We start from the raw sequence: 16,858 nt of genomic DNA, 5'->3' as shown, positions 1-16,858 counted from the left end.
TATTACGGTTGCTTCGTCTGCACCGCAAGGATAGTAGAGCTCAAAACGGCTACGAGTGCCGGCAGAAGTCGCCGTGTCCGGCACGGCTATCTCGGGTCGCGCCGGACACACTGCTTCTAGCGTTAGCCGTGAGTTTCCTATCGTTTGCAATCTGGCGTGCTCGGCCCTGTCAATTTGCGCTGTCAGCGATGGCGCAGCAGATTTGACAACCCTATTAAATTCGCTGGCATGGTGAGCACATTTTCGCTATTCACGCCTCCTGCGCATTCGGCGTTGATAGCTTGCTGCTTGATGCTCGAAAGTCTCTAAATAATCGTCAATCAATTCGGCTAAAATTCTTGCGTCCGCCAGATGGTCGACAAACGTCGGCTCTCGGACGACAACAACAAGAAAAGAATGAGGAGCTGTAAGTGCAAAAGAACATGTTGGACCTGATTTTTGCTGGGGAAAGCGAAACACTCGAGTTGAAGTCTGTGGTACCGGACTCTCGGATACTTGCAAACCTCATTTCGTCGTTTGCAAATACTTCCGGTGGCCAGATTGTCGTCGGCGTGAAAGAGCCGCCTGAAATCGTTGGAGTAGACGAGGCGAAGTTCCATCGCGCATACGAAGCGGCCTTGAAGCGCCTTGAACCGCCACCAAACGCAAGTCTCACAATCGAGGCTCACGAGGGACGGTCAGTTGCAGTTATAAAGGTCGAGCGGTCACCACTGCCTGTGAAGGCTGAAGGCGTTCCGTTCGTTCGCAAGGCGACGATGACCCAGCCGATGTCTTGGAACGAGATGGTTCGCCATCTCACACCTCAAGAGGTTCCCTCAGCAGGTGAGGCGCTCGTCGACGCTCTGAAGCGACTGAATGAGCAATTGGAAAAGCGCGACAAGGCGATTGAGGAGATGCGCGCTGAAATACGCGGCGCCAACAGTCCAAAAGCAAAGTGGACGGAGCGGGCCTATGGAGTAGTCGTCGGTGTAATCGGTTCTATCATTGCTGCAGTAATCTGGTCCGTGGCAATAGGGCATGCGTAAACACAAGCGAAATTGTTCCCAGCGGGTGAGGTGGCGTTCCAAAAGGTTGAGTCTTAACGCGTTGGCGGCGTGATGGCGTAGCGAGGTCGGTTACACATACCGACGCAGTTGACCTGGCTGCCACGCGTTTCCGTATTGTCCATTTTGGAGGGCAGCCTAGCCGGCGGGATGGCACAACCTTTAGCCGAAAAGGTCGTCGACGATTGTGCGTGCCGCGTGCAATCCCCTAGCTAGGGCGTCTCTCTTGCTGGCAAATGGCCGGCCACCGGATTCCCCGAGCCGACGAGGTGTTAGTCGCGACAGTGAGGGGCCAGCCGGGCATATGCGAACCACTGCAACGTAGGAGGAATTCTTCCCAAGCTTGTCTAACAGACGAGAGCAGCGGTCAGGTTGAACGTTGCCTTCCGGCAACCCTCACCACAACTTTCCGATTCCGAATTTCAGGCAGCGGCGATGGTCAAGTCCGCCTCATCCGTTGCTTCTTCCGATTCGTAGTCTTCTCCTTCCTCGTGAGCGTCACCCGTGTAGGCCCGTTTGCCCATTGCCTCTTCAATCAACACTAGCAACTGATTTTGCCGGTCAGCCATGAAGGCTTCGAATGAATCGCCGCGCAGGAGCTCTGGATTAATCAGGTGGGAGCGAATGTGTTCGTCGAGGCGTGCGGGGCTAATCGGCGGACTCGTCGAGTTTCCGGCCTCGAGTTTCCCAAGATACTGGGACGGAGCGACTCCACCTATGATGCGATTCGTGCGGTATGACAAAGGCGTTTTGTTAATAATCGAGTCGAAGACGGCCGGCTTGATACCTTGGGACTTGCACCAGTCCTGGGGAAAAATGTGGTGGATGTCAACGTTCTCCCCGAAGAACACAATGTGGTCGAACTTCTGACCAGAACGGAAATCCTCTGCGCCCTTCTTCATCAAGAGCGCGTTCACCCCCTTGTACGCGGCTGACAAGCGCATGCGCATTGTCTTTAGCCGGTCCGCGCGGAACGTAGTCTCGCTGACTGTCGTCGGTTCAGGACCTCCGTTGAGCCAGGTCGGCACCTCCAAGAAGTCACGCGAGAAACGCGAATCAACCGCCGAGCCATACAGTTCGCCGAAGACGCCGTTCCAATACCACTGAACCAGCTTCGCGCGGATGGTGTCGTGCTCCCATGCGCTTCCGATATCTGCCAAGATGGCTGCGAGCGGAACAATCTGCGACTGGTACGGAAGGTCAAACAGGCGATAGATATGCAGCATGTGCAGGAACTTTGCTGCGTGGACAAATCCGGTTTCGACCTGCGCCTCGTATTTCTTGTATGCGTCGAGCGGTAGGCTCAAAAGCGCCTGGCGATTGCCACTGACCGCTGGGAGGTCTTTTCCGGATTTCCCGGCCCGCTCAGCCTCTCTCCGCTTCTCGCGTGTGTAAAACAACGAGATAGCTTGCAGGAAGTCGGTGTTGGTAACATTTGCGATGATGCCTGAGGTCGCGCCCGCAGGACGGAGAGTCTCCGCGAAGCGGCTCTGGCGGCCCTTCTCCTTGTCCTTGCCAAACCAGTCCTTCCGCAGTTCATGTCCGTCGGCTGCATACATTGCGGTGACGAGTTCAAACGCATCGAGTGGCTTGCCCCCTGTGTTCACTTTTTCAAACACGACGCACACGGCTTCCTTCGAGGTCGACCTGTCGAGCGCGATTACCGGAACGCGATATTGTTTGAAGTTTTCCAGGATTGCCTGTTTGAACGCGCGGAACAACGTCTTCTGGGCGTCTGCATTTGCATCGTTCTTCCAATGGTCGTCGAAACCGTCCTGCCAGGAGTCCCAGTCAAAGACTCGAGACACTGGGTACATGAGCGTCTCGTACTCTCGCTGTGGTGTCGTAAGGTCGAGGACCTCAGAGCGGCCGAAGTCCTTGCGTATCACCCGGTCTTCCGGAACGCCGACGATTGCGTCTTCGCGGTCGCAGGAAGGGTCCATCGCTTTGGCGATGTCGATGTAGAACCAACGTTTAACTTTCTTGTTCTTCGGTGTCACCGTCTCTACGACTTTGCCGCGCAGCGTCACCTGGTAGAGCGAGGTCATGCGCTGCTGGCCGTCAAGCAGTAGGGAACGCGGTCGAGCCGTTTTTGCCTCGTCGGGCGCACCTTCGACCGGTCGCGGTTTGAACTCAATATCGCCGCCGGTTTCCAGCGTCATCAGCGCGCCGACAGGGAACGCGCGTGAAATTGAAGCAATTAGACTCTTGATGCGGTCCTCATCCCAGACCCAACTGCGCTGGAAGTCAGGAAGTTGCAGGGCGCCGTCGTGGCAATCGTCGAGAAGTTCTCGGAGGAATATCGGATTGGTTTGAAATGCGGACCTGGCCATGGTCGATTTGTTTTCCGTTGTTATGCTGCAGGTGTGGTTTTCGGAGTGTACGTAAACGTTCAATCGATTTTCCAAAGATGCCCGCACGAGGCGCACACTCCATAGTCCTGCTCACGCTCGTGGAAGAACGCGGCGACGTGCGTAAGCAACGCAAGCACTCCCGCCGAGATTGTCGCGAAAACCGCTGGAGAAATCACACCCGCTGTCGCGGTATGTGCGGCGGCGGCGCCGAACGCCTTGCGCAATTCTCGCTTCTTGTAAATCGATGCGTTGGCATTTTGGCACTTAGGGCACTGCAGGGGCCTCATATGGCGCTCCGTCGTAAACTGCTGAAACCTGTCAGGAAAGCCGTAGGGGGATGCGTCGTCCCGGGCAGACCCACGCTACATCGTTAATCCGGTCTCGATGATTGGCAACGCCTTGAGCGAATCGGGGTACAGGGGTTACACGGGACCCTAACGTCGATATCGCTGGATATACGTCTGATACTCGGGCAAGCGTTTCATATGGCCATGCATTGGCTCTTCCGCGTGGCATCCGATGCATAGCACATCCAAGTTCGAATCACCGTTGTCGTGCTTCTGGCCGTTGCGATGATGCACATGCAGAAATTTCGAATCTACCTGTCTGAGAATGGCGCCGCAAGTACCGCATCGATAACCACGTTGCTGTTTGGTACGTTCTGACACCTCGTTCCAATCCTTCGAATACGCATTGAGCGGCGCAGTGTCGGAGGAGTGCGTTGGTCTGACTGCCATCAGGTCGCGCGGGTACTTTTCGAAGAAGTCAGGAAGGGCGAATTTGGAAACAACGTTAAGACGTCCCTCCGGCGGCATCTTCATGTTGAATCCATTCCAGTGGATTTCGTCCAGACAGTTTTGGCACACGTTCAGTTTAACGTGCTGGGTCCGCACCTCGTTCTCGATGACGTTGACCTGAAATTTCCCACTGTCTCCATTCGCGACAACATACCGTTCAAATCGAGAATTTCTGCGCATCTTGTCGAGCGTTCGGCAATAGGCAAGATGATAGCGAGGCATGGATTCCCGCTGGCCGATTGCCGCAATGTCCCTAATGTAGAGTAAGACGCGGTATCCCTTGTAAGCGAGCGTGCGGTCGTCGAGAACCTCTACCTCGTCGAATTTGACGTCGACGCCATCACTTTGGAGGCGCTCAAGTACCGGAAGGTCAATTTCCCGGTACCTATGGTCCGGAACGAAGCTGACGGCGAGTGGCGCGCCCATCTTTTGCCGCAGTGCGTTCAGCGAACCCCAGCTTAAGAAATTAGGTAACTCGAAGCTCATTTCTTCGCCAACTGGTTCGCGATGAGGTCCATCTTCTCGCTTGCGTTAGTAACGATGCGAAACTCAACGCGTTGGTTCGCCAACTGGGAAGCGGCAGTCTGTGGACCTTGAGTCAACGGCTGTGACGACGAGAGTCCGTTCGCTGTTACGTGCTGCACAAGCCACTTTTCGTTGCCCTGTACCACAGGGAGCGAAAGCAGATATTCGAGCGCGCTCCGGGTACGCGCCTGAGATAGCTCCATATTCCTGAAGTATGCAGTTCTCTCATCTGTTGTGCCGGTCCACGATGCGCTCGTGTGTCCCTCAATGCGGATTTCCTTGACCGCGTCCTTATATTGACCGGACGTTAGCAAGGCGACATATCGCGGAAAAAACTGACCGAGTACCTCCTTGAAGCGCGGCCGTAGCTCCGACGACCCGGTGGCGAAAAGTACCGATGGGTCGTTGAAGCGGATGGTCATATCTCCGAGGATTTCGGCGTTCCATTGCTTCAGGTCCTTTGCAAATTCTTTTTGCAACGCGAGCTGCATGTCATTTTTCGTGGTTTCATATTCTTTAACGACGAGGGTGGTCGTCTGCTCTACACGAAGCATGAACGCTGCGGTCAACAACATGAACACCATCATTAGACCCGTCATCAGGTCTGCCATCGGTATCCAATGAGATTGGTTGCTATGCTCGAAATCCACCTTGACCTCACGCAGTTCCGGCGATTCGAACGACTTCCCTCAGTCGGTCGGTCAACGGTGTGTAATCAGAGACGAACTTTTCGGACAATGACGCGAGCTGTCTTCCAAGCGTTTCGAGGCTCTTAGTGAGTTCTTCCTGTAATCCCTTGTCCAGCGTAACAACACTTTGACGGACGGCGTCCATTGAGCGAACAAGCCCGTCATTTACTTCAGTCTGGGACTTGCGCAACGTGTCGGTCAAGAGTTGCTTCATTTCTGAGGAGGAGGACTGCACCTGCACTCCAAAGTTTTTGACGACGTCCGCGACATCCGATTGCACTTTCGCCACGCCTTGCTTCATCGATTCGGTCATCTCGTCGACCTTCCGCGAGAACAGGGGCGTGACATCCTTCATCTGAGTGAGGACTTCGGCCATGGAGCGCTGGGACTGGTCGACAAGTTGGTGTTGCTGTGCGAGCCCTCTTAGCGTGTCTTCCAGCGCCGCTGCCGTCTTGGAGAAACCGGAGGCACGGTCGACGAATAGAGCAAGACCGGAAGCTGCGCCACGCAAATCATCGGCGGAAGATTTCTGAAGCGCTTGCAGTTTGTCGAGTTCCTCCTTGTACTGCTGCTGCCAGATAACGAGTTTCTCGACCGCCGCATTGAGATGCTTGAAGTTCTCACCGAACTGCTCGTTAATCTGCGTATTGAAATCACGAATCACTTCCTTCAGAGCCTCGATGAGAGCCTTCGACCCGTCCTCCGACATTCTCTGCGCGAAAGTATCGAACGACGTTCGGAGCAGGCGAAGCTCGTCGCCTTGCTCCTGGCGCATCAATTTCAGTTGGGAAAGTAGGCTACCTTGTTCGTTTCCCGAAAGGCTGAGCTGGAGAGCTTGTGTTGCAGCGACGACATCGTCCAAGGTGGCGGACTTGGGTGTGCCGGCTGTCTGCGGGATAGGGGTTTTCACGAAATAGTGCTTCGCCCGGATGACCAGCGAGCCAGCGACGCCGCTGACCGAAGCCCAGAAGGCGGTTTTCACCCCCTCTAACAGGTGTGGCACGCTGTCCGACACGTTTGATGCATCGAAGTGCAACAGTGCCAAGGCGATTCCGAGAAAACAGCCAAATATGCCAACAGTCGTCAGAATTTCTGGCCCGTGCACGACAGCGAAACGGTCAAACCTGATAAAGGTGAAGAATATGGTCAGCGCGATATTCACCAAGATGAACATCGTGGTCGGCGTGTCTGCCAACACGGTGCCGATGCCCACACTCGCCAAGGCGTACGGCGTCCACGCTATACCCGATAGCAAGAGGAAAATTCTTGTTTTCATAGTTCTGGACTGGTCTCGATATCCGGCGCGAAATTATGCTGTTTGAATCGAATCAAATCAAACGCTCATCGCTCACATGCCGCAGCTTGGCACGCCCCGAGCGATTATGCTCTTGCCGCAGTAATCGGGCTACGGCCCTTCTTTGTATAACGGGCCACCTTAGGAAAACTTGAATCTGCCTGTAAGGATTGGCCCTCGGCTCACGGTAGATTAAGCGGCGAGGTCCTGCTCACGTGGCATCCCCGTCGATAGCGTCGCTGCCAACACCGGTTTTGTTTTCACGTTGGCGACGGCAGGTGCGTCAGCCAGTCAGAGAAGTGTCGCCGACTCCGCCTGAGGTTGCGATGGTCGGCTCGTAGTTGGGCACAGACTGTCGATATCCGGTAGTCGAACCAAACACAATCCAGTGTCATACAGCAAGTCAAATGCGCCGCTAGAGGCCGACTGTTCATCGATTATTCTCAGGCTCCTCATACTCGCCTAGAAATCTGGTCGAACTTTTGGAGGCGGAGAGTAATTGCTCCACGGATGAAAAGGCGGACTCCGTTTCGACCGGAACCGTCTGCACACGAAGTTCCTCGTTTTCTACTAGAGACGCCTCCACGCCGTGCTGGCTACCAAACTCAGTCGCAAGTTGCACAAGTACAGGTGCACGCACCCTTTGTCGCCCAGTTCGTTCACGAATGTCTTTACGTGTAAGCGTGACGCTAGCCTCCACGGGTTTTTCGTCCCCGAACGTAATCGAGTGCGAGGCGCGAACGACATTCGCGTGGCGAACATTCCGCAGCGCGTCGACAACATCGCGCACGAACTGTGAATCTTCGGATTTCATAGAGCCTCCATTCATCGCCATTGAGGCGCGTCCGCCAATACTCAGCTCGTGTCTTTACTTATTCTGTTCGGTAGGTTACGAACCAACATCGTACGCATGGCAACCAACTGTCGCGGCAAGCAGCCAGCCGGACAGAGAAGTGAGCACTCACACTCGTATTTGGTGGCCAAGCAGGAAACTTGGCGTTTGCGAGAGCTAGACTTCGTCCGCGAGATGCGCCTCTCAGTGTTACGTTCAAGGTTTAGTTGCAAAATCCACCCTTGAAGACATACTGCGCACGGTCAAACGCCTGAATTCGTTCGGCGGCGATAGCATGCGGCCCAACCTGCTGAAGATGCTGCGCCACTTCGAGTTCCAGAATCTCCTCGGCATCAACGACGTTGGCGAGCTATGGGGCAAAAGCCATGCTCTGTTTCAGGCGACCTCGGTCGTGCCCAACGCGGCATTCAAGTGGGGCACCAAGCGCGGCGTGAAGGGCTGGCGGATGTTCGCCGGCGGTTTCGACCAGGTGATGAAGTCGCGCATCTACCCCATGTGGGTGCCCGGGTAGGTGCGCTCGACTTCCCATCGTCGCTGAGATGAGGTCGTCCTCGCATATGTTGCTCCTCGCAGTGGACGCCGAGTGCTCCGCAGTATCGCCCAGCTCATCTTGAGTAGCCAGATTAAATGAAGGCCCGTGCGCCTCAGGCATAGAAGCAAAAAACCCCTCAGACTTCCGTCGCGAGGGGCTTCCTTTCCAGCGGTCCGGCTTAGAGAGCGGCGTCCTTCAGCTTCTTCAGCGGGCGTACTTTCAGACGCACCGACGCGGGCTTCGCGGCAAACCACTTGTCTTCACCCGTGAACGGGTCCTTGCCGAAGCGCTTCTTCTTTGCCGGCACGTCCTGAGCAACAACCTTCAGCAGACCCGGCAGCGTGAACTCCTTCGAGCCCTTCTTGTGGACCGATGCGAGCACCGTTTCTTCCAGTGCTGCCATCAAAGCCTTCGCGGCTTTCGGCTCGACACCTGCGCGCTCGGCGAGGTGGGTAGCGAGCGAAGCCTTCGTGAACGAATCCTTGATGGGCTTCAGCGGCGTGGCAGCGACCGCCTTCTTCGTGACAGGAGCCGCAGCCTTCTTCACCGTCGGCGCTTTCGCCATTTTCTCGACCGGCGTTACAGCTTTCTTCGGAGCCGGCTTTGCTGCAGCTTTCGTTGCACTCGTTGTTGCCATAGATTCCTCGTTATTGGTCAAAGGTTGGCCCGAGACCCTTGCCTTTGCACAGTCACCGACAATACGCAAAGGTCCAAATCCTCAGGCCGGCGCTAGCGTAGCAATCCGGATTTGACTCTGCAACGGGGGAGGCCCAAAACAAGGGGTTTGGCGCCGAGGTGACGCAAAAACGATGACCTGGACCCCTCCGCAGAAGGCTGCGCCCAGGCAAACGGCTATGCGAAAGGATTTGAAGCACGGGCAAGAGGAGCAAACCTCTCGCGCGAGTCCAGCGTCGGGTGTCTGTGAGCGCGCCGAGGGCGGCAAAGCGAAGATTCCGAAGGCGATGGAAGATGCGTTTTCGGTGTCACAGTCCGATGACGAGCGCGGTAAAAGCACTCATCGACAAGTTCAATGCCGAGCTGGTGAGTGAGTTGCCCGAAGATGGAGGGCCGTGAGCTGGCGGAGGGCGAAAAGAACGAGAATGTTGTTTTGAAGTTTAGGCTGATTCCCGCGCACGACATGCGGGGCATTTTTCTCTGGTCGCGCTGGACGTCTCCCGGGCGAGCCAGACTTGCTCTCATTTGCGGCCATTACGGACGAGCTGCCACCTGAGGTCGCCGCCGCCGGACACCACCGCTGCATCGTTCCCATCAAACCTGAAAACGTTGACGCGTGGCTCAACCCGGATGCGTCAAACTTGGAGGCACTGCACGCGATACTTGATGACAGGGACCGACCTTATACGAGCACAGGTTGGCGGCGTGACGGCCATCATATTGCTCTGGGACGAGGGCTTGGGTAAATCGAACGACCTCGCTCCTCGCGCAACCGAAGCTGTTAGCTAGGAGCGCGCGCAAGTATTGGCAACCCACGAATGGACCTTTGGATTCAACCTTGCGCGCGTTGCGCTCACCTGTACGGTAAGCCGGCGGACGAGCTTCCGCACCAGGACCTCACGCTCAACGGCGCGGGCGCGGGCGCGGGCGCGGGCGCGGTGAAGGATGCGCGAATAGAAGAGCACTACACCTGCGTTCGGTGTCGCGCGGTGTTTGCGCGAATTCTTGCCGGGCCGCCGACGCGGCAGATTTGGATGCTACTAAACGCCGGCCAGCATTAACGGAACGCTTTGCGTTCCTCCCCTGCGAGCACTGGGACTTATCAAAAAAAAGCAATTGGACTATGAGCTCGGGGCGAGCTGTAGCTGGAATCGATATCGGCGGCGACCTGAAAGGAAATCATCTGGTTATCCTGCGCGGCACCCAGATTGTGTGCAACCTCCGCAAGGAGGCGCCGGAGCATATGCTCGAAAAGTGCCTCCAGTTTGAGGTTGCAGTGGTAGGTATTGATGCACCCTGTCGGTGGCGGATTGGCGAGGCCGGAAGGCAAGCTGAGAAAGCGCTTGCACGGCACCGAATCTTTTCGTTTGCGACCCCGACTCGTGAACTGGCCATGGCGAGTAAAAGCGGATTCTACGGATGGATGTTCAACGGCGAGAGGGTATATGACGCATTCGCCCCACACTTTCCTCTTTTCAAGAACGGTGGAGAAATTGGGGGGCCGGCTGTGCTTTGAGACGTTTCCCCACGCAATAACTTGTGCATTCTTTGGGAAGGAAGTCGCATCTGCGAAGAAAAAGGGAACTCAGCGCCGGGAAATCCTCCAACGTGAGGGAGTTGAAATAACGTCACTGAGGTCTATCGATGACGTTGATGCGGCGCTGTGTGCGTTGACGGCAAATTATTTACTTGAGGGACGAGTCGATGTGTATGGCGATGAGCCAGGGGGATTCATTGTGGTCCCACGCTTCCTGCGGCCAAAGTAGAAGACATCAAGTCACACCTTCCCGCGATTGAACTGGCACGCCTAGCGCGGCCGAACCGGCAAGTGTCCCTTGGGTACGGCTGGCACCAATTTCGAATTCGCTCACAAGCGACTGCGGTTTAATCACGGCAATCACCTTCAAGGAGGAGCGGTGCATCTGACACGACATCTGGCATTGCTGCTATCACTGACAGCTTTGGGTTCAACCGGAGCATGGGCGAGCGATATTCAATGTGCAACCACGCGACAACCGGCTGAGCGCGTCATATGCGACCACGCCATCCTGAACAATGAGTACGACGATATCTTCGCGCAACAGCAGGCTCTGCTGAGCAGTGGGAAGCTCTCGCGCGAACAACTCGCCCGGTGGAGGCAATCGCGGAGCGCCTGCACCGACGTCCACTGTATCGACCGCGTATTTGTTCGGTGGGCGGTGATGGCCAAGTCTGTCGAAACCACTTCTCGCGCTGCAGTGGCTCCGGTTATGGCCTCGGCTACTGCCATGGCTCCTGTCGGACCTACCTCGGAAGCAATTGTCCTCCCCACTTCCCAAGCCTTGCCGACATTGGAAGCATCTCTGGTGCGCCAAGGGAGTGCCGCCGGCGTGGCGCTTCCGAAACCCGTGGAGACACAAGCCTCTTCGCCTACGGTCGCGTCTGCTCCCTCGGGCGCGAGTGAATCGCGTGGCACGACCGGCATGAGCGCCGGCCTGATGACGGCATTGCTTGTCGCCGTTGGATTCGGCGCTCTCTTCCGACGCCGAAGGAGGAGCGGTGGAAGTACCAGGGAACCACCAAGTAATGTTCGCGGCAAGGACAAGCCTTGAGCGGACCGCATTGACGGGTATGGAGCGCGGCGACGCAGTGTTGTGATTTTTGGTGATACGCCGCTTTAGTCAATGCGCTAGCCTTTTCTAGCGCGACCGTGGCATATTGCGGCCACAATCATACGGAGGTCACCTGATGGCAACAACTTTGGAAGCAGTGCAGGCGAAGATGAAAAAACTGCAAGCGCAGGCGGATGCGCTTATTGCAAAGCAATCGTCGGGCGTCATCGAAAAGATTCGCGAGTTAATGGCGAAGCACGGCCTAACCACCGCTGACATTGACGCGCACGTTGGCGGCAAGCAGCGCGCCAAGAAGGCAGTTGCTAAGACCATGAGCAAAGGCAGCGCTGCTGCGGTCAAGTATCGCGACCCGAAGAGTGGTGCAACCTGGACCGGACACGGCCGGGCTCCAAGTTGGATTGCCGCCGCGAAGAACCGAGACAAATTCCTGGTTGACGGAAGTACGGCGACAACGAAACCGGTTTCTGTTAGCAAAGCGAAGGCGGCTGGCAACTATGTCCGCGGGCCGCAGCCGGCGATGTACCGGGACCCAAAGTCGGGCGCGACGTGGAGTGGACGCGGCCGCGCGCCGGCGTGGATTGCCGAAACCAAAGACAGGAGTAAGTTCCTGATTGCAGGTGGCGCTAAAGCAACTGTTGCGACGAACGCATCTGTTGTGAGCAAGACGAAGGCTGCGGTGAAGAACGCCTCGAAGGCAGTTGATGCGACTTCTACCAAGGGTCAGCCGAAAGGTCCGCAGCCGGCTAAGTATCGCGACCCGAAGTCTGGCGCTACCTGGAGCGGACGCGGTCCGGCACCGGCCTGGCTGTCTGGTGCCAAGGACCGCAGCAAGTTTCTGATTGTTGGCGCCAGTGCTGCGGCCGATGCGAAACCGGCGGTCACGAAGGCTGTCGCGAAGAAGGCCCCGACTGCGAAGAAAACTGCTGCGAAGAAGGCCGTGAGCGCGAAGGTGCCGGCGAAAAAAGCGCCGCGCAAGAGCGTGGCCGTGCCCGCTCCGGTGACCACAGACGAGTCTGGCGCTGAGTTGACAAACTGAACGTAACAGTCAGGTGCCCGGTGGACCAGCGATTTTCTGATTCCACCGGGTACACCAAGCCGACGACGTTTTATTGCGCCTGTGCTGCCTGACGTTGCGCGGCTTGCTGTTGAGCGTGCTCTTGAGCGTGCTGCTTCGCAAGGTGCCTGCCGACCATGCAGCCACCGACCGCACCAACGACAGCGTGGTGCCCCGCGTAATGCCCAGCGACCCCGCCTACAACCGCGCCCTTGAGGCAGCCTGCGGCGTTTGCAGTGCCTACCGTTGCGAAGGCCAGCGTCGCTGCAATCAAGGCGATTCTTATCGGGCTAGTTTTCATTCGAAAGTACTCCGAGGTCGGATTTTTCGGATGTGGCGCCTTCAGGCGTCGTTTCAATACCCGCGCCAATCACGATGCTCGCGCCACTCGTGCTCACGCCATTCCTGGCGGCGCCATTCACGTTCACGCCACTCGCGACGTTCGCGCCATTCGCGGGCTCGCCAGTCGTCGTCACCGCCGTACGCGACGGCGACAGGTGCGGGAGCATACACGACGGGAGGTGGCGGTGCGTACACTGGCTCTGCCGGCGCATACACGGCTCCGGGGATGCCCAGTCCGATGGCGACGTCGACGTGCGCCGATGCTGCCGTTGATGCCGCCAGAACCGCCAGACCAAGTGCTGCGCCAAGTATCTTCTTGTTCATCTTCGCCACTCCTCGCACATCGAGTGCAATGTCAGTGAATACGGCTCGGAGTGTAAGAAGCGATGTCGGACACATGTGAAACGGCGGTGCGAGATTGGTAACACGACATTACCGACGTCGGCGCACCGCGCGCGGTACCTCGTCAGGACCTGCAGTTGCGCCACGTGGTAGTTGAACTCCAAGAACCCAACGCCCAGGCACAGGTCTTCAGTTCGCTCAAGTTCGCGACGTAGCTGCCGATATTCAGAGTGCCGTCTTTGCATTCAAACAGGAAAAATAAAATGCGCACTCTGGTCTCCGCTGTCGCCGCTGTGTTGGCGCTCGCTATTCTTTCTGGATGTTCAACGACCCAAAACGTCACCGCTGGTCCGCAGGCGAAAGGCTCGCCGATGACAACAGCGTGCTTTACTGCGCACGGCGGCAAGTCTGCTGACATGGACGCAGCAATCCAACGCAATCTGGAAAACCACGGCGTGTCAGTGTCGGTTGCCCCCGCGTGCGACAAAGCCGACATGAATGTCACCTACACCGACAGCTGGTTCTGGGACATAGTTATGTACTTGCGTTCGATGGACATCCGCTTTTACAAGGCGCCAAGTGGCGGCCTTATCACGTCGGGACACTGGAAGAATTCCGTCCTGCATCAGTTTCCCAATGCGGACGGCGTGGTCCAAGACTTGATGGACGAGATGTTCAAGCAAACCGGCGAACCCAGCGCGGTCAGGACCAAAGCGGCTTCTAACTAGACAGGCGGGCCGCCCACCAGTCCTTGCAGGTTGGACGCAGCGAGCACACCTTCGATGAATTGCTGCAGAAATTTGGGCAACTGCTCGAGGTACTGCAGTTTGCGGCCGAGGCAGGCGGGGCGCCTTAGGAGGTAAGCGGCGTCCGCTGAAGGATAGCAATCAATGATGGTTGAATACATGGGCGGCTGCTCAAAAGTAAGGGCGACTGACGCGCGGACCAAATGTCGTCTGGTCACGCATTTTTCCTGGCGCTTGGCGCTCCGTTTCCTTCAACGAGCTAGGCGACGGTCGGCAGGTCGCTGATGACTCACGAAAATGCTACTGAGGAGTTTATGAGAATCCGACCTACTTTTTCGGCTGCGGCTCTTTTGTTGGGAGTGGGCCTTGCTATCAAATCCTTGGTTGCGGCTGAGTACGTTGGTGCGGCAGCTATCCTTTTGTGCGGGATTTTGGTCGGCGCGGCGGTTATGCTCGGCTTCATCGATTCTTTGCGTTCGCCGTGGTGGGACGCAGGTGCTGCCCTCTGTACGGGTCTCTCGATAGTAGCGGTGTTCTTCGAAACGCCCGGCGCCGACATTGAGAGGCAAAAAGTACAGCTGGAGATATGGCATCAGACTATGAACATCGAATTCGGACTGTTCGGACAAGTTAAGGGAAGCCCAGCGTTTAACACGGCCGCCCGCAGCGCCTTCCAAACATGTGCTCTACAGGGTACCGACGACATGATGGCAACGACCGTCGCTGCAGAGAAGGCCATCCAGCTTGGTCCCACAAGTTCATTAGTTGACGCGTCAGTCCAAAGTGTCAGCACAGACAAGTCGCCCCCGGATTGCCTCTCTTTGTTCAAGGTGATGTACCGCGAAAATCCTTCGCCGTTCTCGACCATTGTCTCTGAGCACGGTCAGTGGCTGCGGCAACATGGAGTTATCGAATAAGCCGCTGCTTATGTTGGTAGCGGAGTTGCGGATTCTGGCACTTCGAGCAAGCCGAAAGACGTCGCGAAGAAGCCCGCGACAAAGACGGCGGTAGCGAAGAAGGCACCGGCGAAAAAATTGGTTGGCGCCGAAAAGATGCGCGCGACGACGAATGTCGCGGCCGCGCCGGAAGCTGCGGCTGCTTAAGCGACCGTGAAAGCGAGCACTCAGAGCTCGCTTTTCGTTGCGTCGGCGGGCGCGATTGGCGTGGTTTAACTCGAGTGGGTCTCTTTACCTTCGTTCAGGGCGAATCTGGTCGAAAATCTCGACCATCCCTCTGAGGAGGTTCGTCGAGATTTTGAAGTTCTGCTCTTGGTCCCTGAGGTTATAGCCCCACTTCGTCCCGTGGAAGAGGTTGTTTCGATACCGCAGCACAATAAGAAGTGCCGCAGCCAGCGTGTCTGCGGATTCGTTCGATTTCCCCAACAACACGTCCATCACCAAGCCTTCATTTTGCCCGTGCAGGAAGTGTAGATGCGGGAAGCGCTCATTGAGAGCACCTTCAGTAACATAGCGAGCACGAAAATATGCGATTGCATCTGCGACTATTTCTGGTCTGAAGGCATCATGCGCAACCGCCTCCCGTGCGGTGTCGACGAGAATGGTAGGGTTTGCGTTGGCGGCGCAGACCTTGGATTCGAAGTAGGTCCATATCATTGCAAACTCGAACACGCAAATTCGCTCATGTTGTTGAAGCTCGCCAAAACCTTGCTGCCGCTGGCAGAGCCAGTCCATAACGTCCATGTCCTTTCCCTCAAAAAAACTAGGCCAAAGCCGACGTCGAGCGTTCTGGCTGGGCAGACCGCCGCCTGTAGGGCGCCTGAAGCTGAAATCGATATACTGCTTGTTCGCGGTGACTTCAATCAAGTCAGTATCGTCAGTGTCTGCGAACCGACAAAGTCCAAGATAGACGAGCGGCAAATTGAACAACAAAGACCTGATTTTCATCTCACATGCAGCCCCCGAGAGCAACGAGTTCGCGAGCTGGCTGGCCGCGCGATTAACCGCTTCAGGCTATAACGTTTGGGTCGAGCTTCGCCAACTCGAGGCGGGCGACCGTTTTTGGCCGGATATCGAGTCGGCAATCAGAACGCAAGCAACAAAATTTGTGACCGTTGTCGCCAAGCCAGCCACCATGAAGTTTGGCTACCGACGCGAGTTGAGTATGGCCGATGCAATTGAATGCGCAACCCCTGGATTCATTATCCCTATTCGGGCTGATGACATCGAGCATTCGGATGTGCCAGCAGAAATCCACGACAAGCAGATTCTCGATTTTACCGACGGCTGGCATCGTGGCCTCGCGGCTCTGGTAAAGAGGTTCGATAAGGACGAGGTTCCCCGCCGGATTGACGATGAAGTCGCTGCTTCAACCTGGACCGCCACAGAGCTCGACGAACAACAGAAACCGCTGACGGCTGACGAAACGCTCCTTTCGAACTGGCTGATGGTAGATAACGCGCCAGCAGGAATCAGGTTGCATCAGTTCGAAGGCGACCCAATAAGCGACCGCGCATTCAAAGGAGAATGGCCCGCGCGCGTCGTGGGAAAGACCGTCATCACGTTCGCTCGAGCGTCAGACTTTGTCGCGCGCAAACATTATGTTGGCAAGGTAACCTCCGCCGAGATACTTTTGGACGCCTACCTCGCACCAAATTGCGCACAGCTCCCGACGCTGTCGTCGCGCGACCGACTCTCTATCCTTGCCGATATCGTCAGACAGGGTTGGGAGCGGTGTATGACAATTCGAGGCCTGCACGCCTATGAGCTCGCGAACAGCAGACTTGCCTGGTATCTACCGTGGCCCCTTTCTGAAGGGAAGCAGCTGACGTTCCTCGATGGCACAGGTAAATCCGGCAGACGTGCCCTTAACGGCGAAAGCCGAAAGCTGTCATCCCGCTGGCATTTCGCCGTCGCGCCGAACGTGCTCATCAAACCGAGTGTGAGAATTGGATTCAACTACACAGTGGTCTTCACGAGCGACGGTCTCGAGCCGTTGGACGACAAGACCAAAGCTCATCGTTTCCGCCGGTCGTTCTGCAAA

17 protein-coding genes and 2 pseudogenes are annotated in these 16,858 nt (G+C 56.6%); 8 read left to right on the top strand and 11 right to left on the bottom strand.

Annotated features, from left to right (window positions below):
• The first annotated feature begins 410 nt into the window (after positions 1-410).
• A complete protein-coding gene (locus tag GNZ12_RS06780) occupies positions 411-1,025 on the top strand; it encodes an AlbA family DNA-binding domain-containing protein (protein WP_172309618.1) in 615 nt (204 codons plus the stop codon).
• Positions 1,026-1,465: 440 nt separating this feature from the next.
• Here GNZ12_RS06780 and GNZ12_RS06775 read toward each other — a convergent pair whose 3' ends face one another.
• From GNZ12_RS06775 to GNZ12_RS06750, 6 genes are all read right to left on the bottom strand, one after another.
• On the bottom strand, positions 1,466-3,439 hold the full coding sequence (locus tag GNZ12_RS06775) for a GmrSD restriction endonuclease domain-containing protein (RefSeq protein ID WP_235993629.1): 1,974 nt from the start codon (positions 3,437-3,439) through the stop codon (positions 1,466-1,468).
• Positions 3,436-3,684, bottom strand: coding sequence for a hypothetical protein (locus GNZ12_RS06770; protein ID WP_172309617.1), 249 nt, complete (start codon positions 3,682-3,684; stop codon positions 3,436-3,438). The genes GNZ12_RS06775 and GNZ12_RS06770 overlap by 4 nt, the downstream gene beginning before the upstream one ends.
• A gap of 147 nt (positions 3,685-3,831) precedes the next feature.
• A complete protein-coding gene (locus GNZ12_RS06765; protein WP_172309616.1) occupies positions 3,832-4,680 on the bottom strand; it encodes an HNH endonuclease family protein in 849 nt (282 codons plus the stop codon).
• Entirely contained in the window at positions 4,677-5,330 is a 654-nt protein-coding gene (locus GNZ12_RS06760) for an OmpA/MotB family protein (RefSeq protein WP_216673121.1), read from the bottom strand. Before GNZ12_RS06760 ends, GNZ12_RS06765 begins: the two co-directional genes overlap by 4 nt.
• A 46-nt stretch (positions 5,331-5,376) precedes the next feature.
• Positions 5,377-6,684: a hypothetical protein gene (locus GNZ12_RS06755; RefSeq protein ID WP_172309614.1), complete on the bottom strand. Its 1,308-nt coding sequence runs from the start codon at positions 6,682-6,684 to the stop codon at positions 5,377-5,379.
• A 448-nt stretch (positions 6,685-7,132) separates the two neighbouring features.
• Complete coding sequence (locus tag GNZ12_RS06750; protein ID WP_172309613.1) at positions 7,133-7,516, bottom strand: hypothetical protein; 384 nt, start codon at positions 7,514-7,516, stop codon at positions 7,133-7,135.
• A gap of 313 nt (positions 7,517-7,829) precedes the next feature.
• On the opposite strand from GNZ12_RS06750, the gene GNZ12_RS06745 reads away from it, so the two are divergent.
• Entirely contained in the window at positions 7,830-8,066 is a 237-nt protein-coding gene (locus tag GNZ12_RS06745) for a hypothetical protein (protein ID WP_172309612.1), read from the top strand.
• 199 nt (positions 8,067-8,265) lie between these two features.
• On the opposite strand, the gene GNZ12_RS06740 is transcribed toward GNZ12_RS06745, so the two are convergent.
• The gene (locus GNZ12_RS06740; RefSeq protein ID WP_172309611.1) at positions 8,266-8,724 is read right to left on the bottom strand and encodes an HU family DNA-binding protein; all 459 of its coding nucleotides are present in this window, start codon (positions 8,722-8,724) and stop codon (positions 8,266-8,268) included.
• Between the two features lie 420 nt (positions 8,725-9,144).
• Here GNZ12_RS06740 and GNZ12_RS44175 point away from each other — a divergent pair.
• The 3 genes and pseudogenes from GNZ12_RS44175 to GNZ12_RS45250 form a co-directional block, all read left to right on the top strand.
• Positions 9,145-9,471, top strand: a pseudogene (locus GNZ12_RS44175) (SOS response-associated peptidase family protein); the annotation flags it as partial.
• Between the two features lie 414 nt (positions 9,472-9,885).
• Positions 9,886-10,528, top strand: a pseudogene (locus GNZ12_RS06735) (DUF429 domain-containing protein).
• A 994-nt stretch (positions 10,529-11,522) separates the two neighbouring features.
• Positions 11,523-12,410: an H-NS family nucleoid-associated regulatory protein gene (locus GNZ12_RS45250; RefSeq protein ID WP_172309610.1), complete on the top strand. Its 888-nt coding sequence runs from the start codon at positions 11,523-11,525 to the stop codon at positions 12,408-12,410.
• Positions 12,411-12,480: 70 nt separating this feature from the next.
• Here the strand turns inward: GNZ12_RS45250 and GNZ12_RS44170 are convergent, their stop codons facing one another.
• Both GNZ12_RS44170 and GNZ12_RS06725 read right to left on the bottom strand, forming a co-directional pair.
• Complete coding sequence (locus GNZ12_RS44170) at positions 12,481-12,729, bottom strand: hypothetical protein (RefSeq protein ID WP_235993628.1); 249 nt, start codon at positions 12,727-12,729, stop codon at positions 12,481-12,483.
• A 53-nt stretch (positions 12,730-12,782) separates the two neighbouring features.
• Positions 12,783-13,094, bottom strand: coding sequence for a hypothetical protein (locus tag GNZ12_RS06725; protein ID WP_120302439.1), 312 nt, complete (start codon positions 13,092-13,094; stop codon positions 12,783-12,785).
• A gap of 281 nt (positions 13,095-13,375) precedes the next feature.
• Here GNZ12_RS06725 and GNZ12_RS06720 point away from each other — a divergent pair, with 281 nt between their 5' ends.
• Complete coding sequence (locus tag GNZ12_RS06720; RefSeq protein ID WP_172309609.1) at positions 13,376-13,840, top strand: hypothetical protein; 465 nt, start codon at positions 13,376-13,378, stop codon at positions 13,838-13,840.
• On the opposite strand, the gene GNZ12_RS06715 is transcribed toward GNZ12_RS06720, so the two are convergent.
• Positions 13,837-14,019, bottom strand: coding sequence for a hypothetical protein (locus GNZ12_RS06715; RefSeq protein ID WP_172309608.1), 183 nt, complete (start codon positions 14,017-14,019; stop codon positions 13,837-13,839). The genes GNZ12_RS06720 and GNZ12_RS06715 overlap by 4 nt on opposite strands.
• A 123-nt stretch (positions 14,020-14,142) precedes the next feature.
• Here GNZ12_RS06715 and GNZ12_RS06710 point away from each other — a divergent pair, with 123 nt between their 5' ends.
• Positions 14,143-14,775: a hypothetical protein gene (locus GNZ12_RS06710; protein WP_172309607.1), complete on the top strand. Its 633-nt coding sequence runs from the start codon at positions 14,143-14,145 to the stop codon at positions 14,773-14,775.
• Positions 14,776-15,045: 270 nt separating this feature from the next.
• On the opposite strand, the gene GNZ12_RS43880 is transcribed toward GNZ12_RS06710, so the two are convergent.
• Positions 15,046-15,681 (bottom strand): hypothetical protein, encoded by a 636-nt coding sequence (locus tag GNZ12_RS43880; RefSeq protein WP_216673120.1) that lies wholly within the window; start codon positions 15,679-15,681, stop codon positions 15,046-15,048.
• Positions 15,682-15,736: 55 nt separating this feature from the next.
• On the opposite strand from GNZ12_RS43880, the gene GNZ12_RS06700 reads away from it, so the two are divergent.
• On the top strand, positions 15,737-16,858 hold a 1,122-nt coding region (locus GNZ12_RS06700), incomplete at its 3' end, for a toll/interleukin-1 receptor domain-containing protein (protein ID WP_172309606.1).

Source organism: Paraburkholderia solitsugae (genome assembly GCF_013177695.1).
GTDB classification, from domain to species: Bacteria; Pseudomonadota; Gammaproteobacteria; order Burkholderiales; family Burkholderiaceae; genus Paraburkholderia; species Paraburkholderia solitsugae.
This window is presented reverse-complemented; position numbering and strand designations above follow the sequence as displayed.

Bases quoted from the DNA above. Each gene is read 5' to 3' on its own strand.
- GNZ12_RS06740 (WP_172309611.1), bottom strand. From the start codon at position 8,724: ATGGCAACAACGAGTGCAACGAAAGCTGCAGCAAAGCCGGCTCCGAAG.
- GNZ12_RS06755 (WP_172309614.1), bottom strand. From the start codon at position 6,684: ATGAAAACAAGAATTTTCCTCTTGCTATCGGGTATAGCGTGGACGCCG.
- GNZ12_RS06715 (WP_172309608.1), bottom strand. From the start codon at position 14,019: ATGTATTCAACCATCATTGATTGCTATCCTTCAGCGGACGCCGCTTAC.
- GNZ12_RS06720 (WP_172309609.1), top strand. From the start codon at position 13,376: ATGCGCACTCTGGTCTCCGCTGTCGCCGCTGTGTTGGCGCTCGCTATT.
- GNZ12_RS45250 (WP_172309610.1), top strand. From the start codon at position 11,523: ATGAAAAAACTGCAAGCGCAGGCGGATGCGCTTATTGCAAAGCAATCG.
- GNZ12_RS44170 (WP_235993628.1), bottom strand. From the start codon at position 12,729: ATGAAAACTAGCCCGATAAGAATCGCCTTGATTGCAGCGACGCTGGCC.
- GNZ12_RS06710 (WP_172309607.1), top strand. From the start codon at position 14,143: ATGACTCACGAAAATGCTACTGAGGAGTTTATGAGAATCCGACCTACT.
- GNZ12_RS06750 (WP_172309613.1), bottom strand. From the start codon at position 7,516: ATGAAATCCGAAGATTCACAGTTCGTGCGCGATGTTGTCGACGCGCTG.
- GNZ12_RS06770 (WP_172309617.1), bottom strand. From the start codon at position 3,684: ATGAGGCCCCTGCAGTGCCCTAAGTGCCAAAATGCCAACGCATCGATT.
- GNZ12_RS06725 (WP_120302439.1), bottom strand. From the start codon at position 13,094: ATGAACAAGAAGATACTTGGCGCAGCACTTGGTCTGGCGGTTCTGGCG.
- GNZ12_RS06760 (WP_216673121.1), bottom strand. From the start codon at position 5,330: ATGGCAGACCTGATGACGGGTCTAATGATGGTGTTCATGTTGTTGACC.
- GNZ12_RS06745 (WP_172309612.1), top strand. From the start codon at position 7,830: ATGCGGCCCAACCTGCTGAAGATGCTGCGCCACTTCGAGTTCCAGAAT.
- GNZ12_RS06765 (WP_172309616.1), bottom strand. From the start codon at position 4,680: ATGAGCTTCGAGTTACCTAATTTCTTAAGCTGGGGTTCGCTGAACGCA.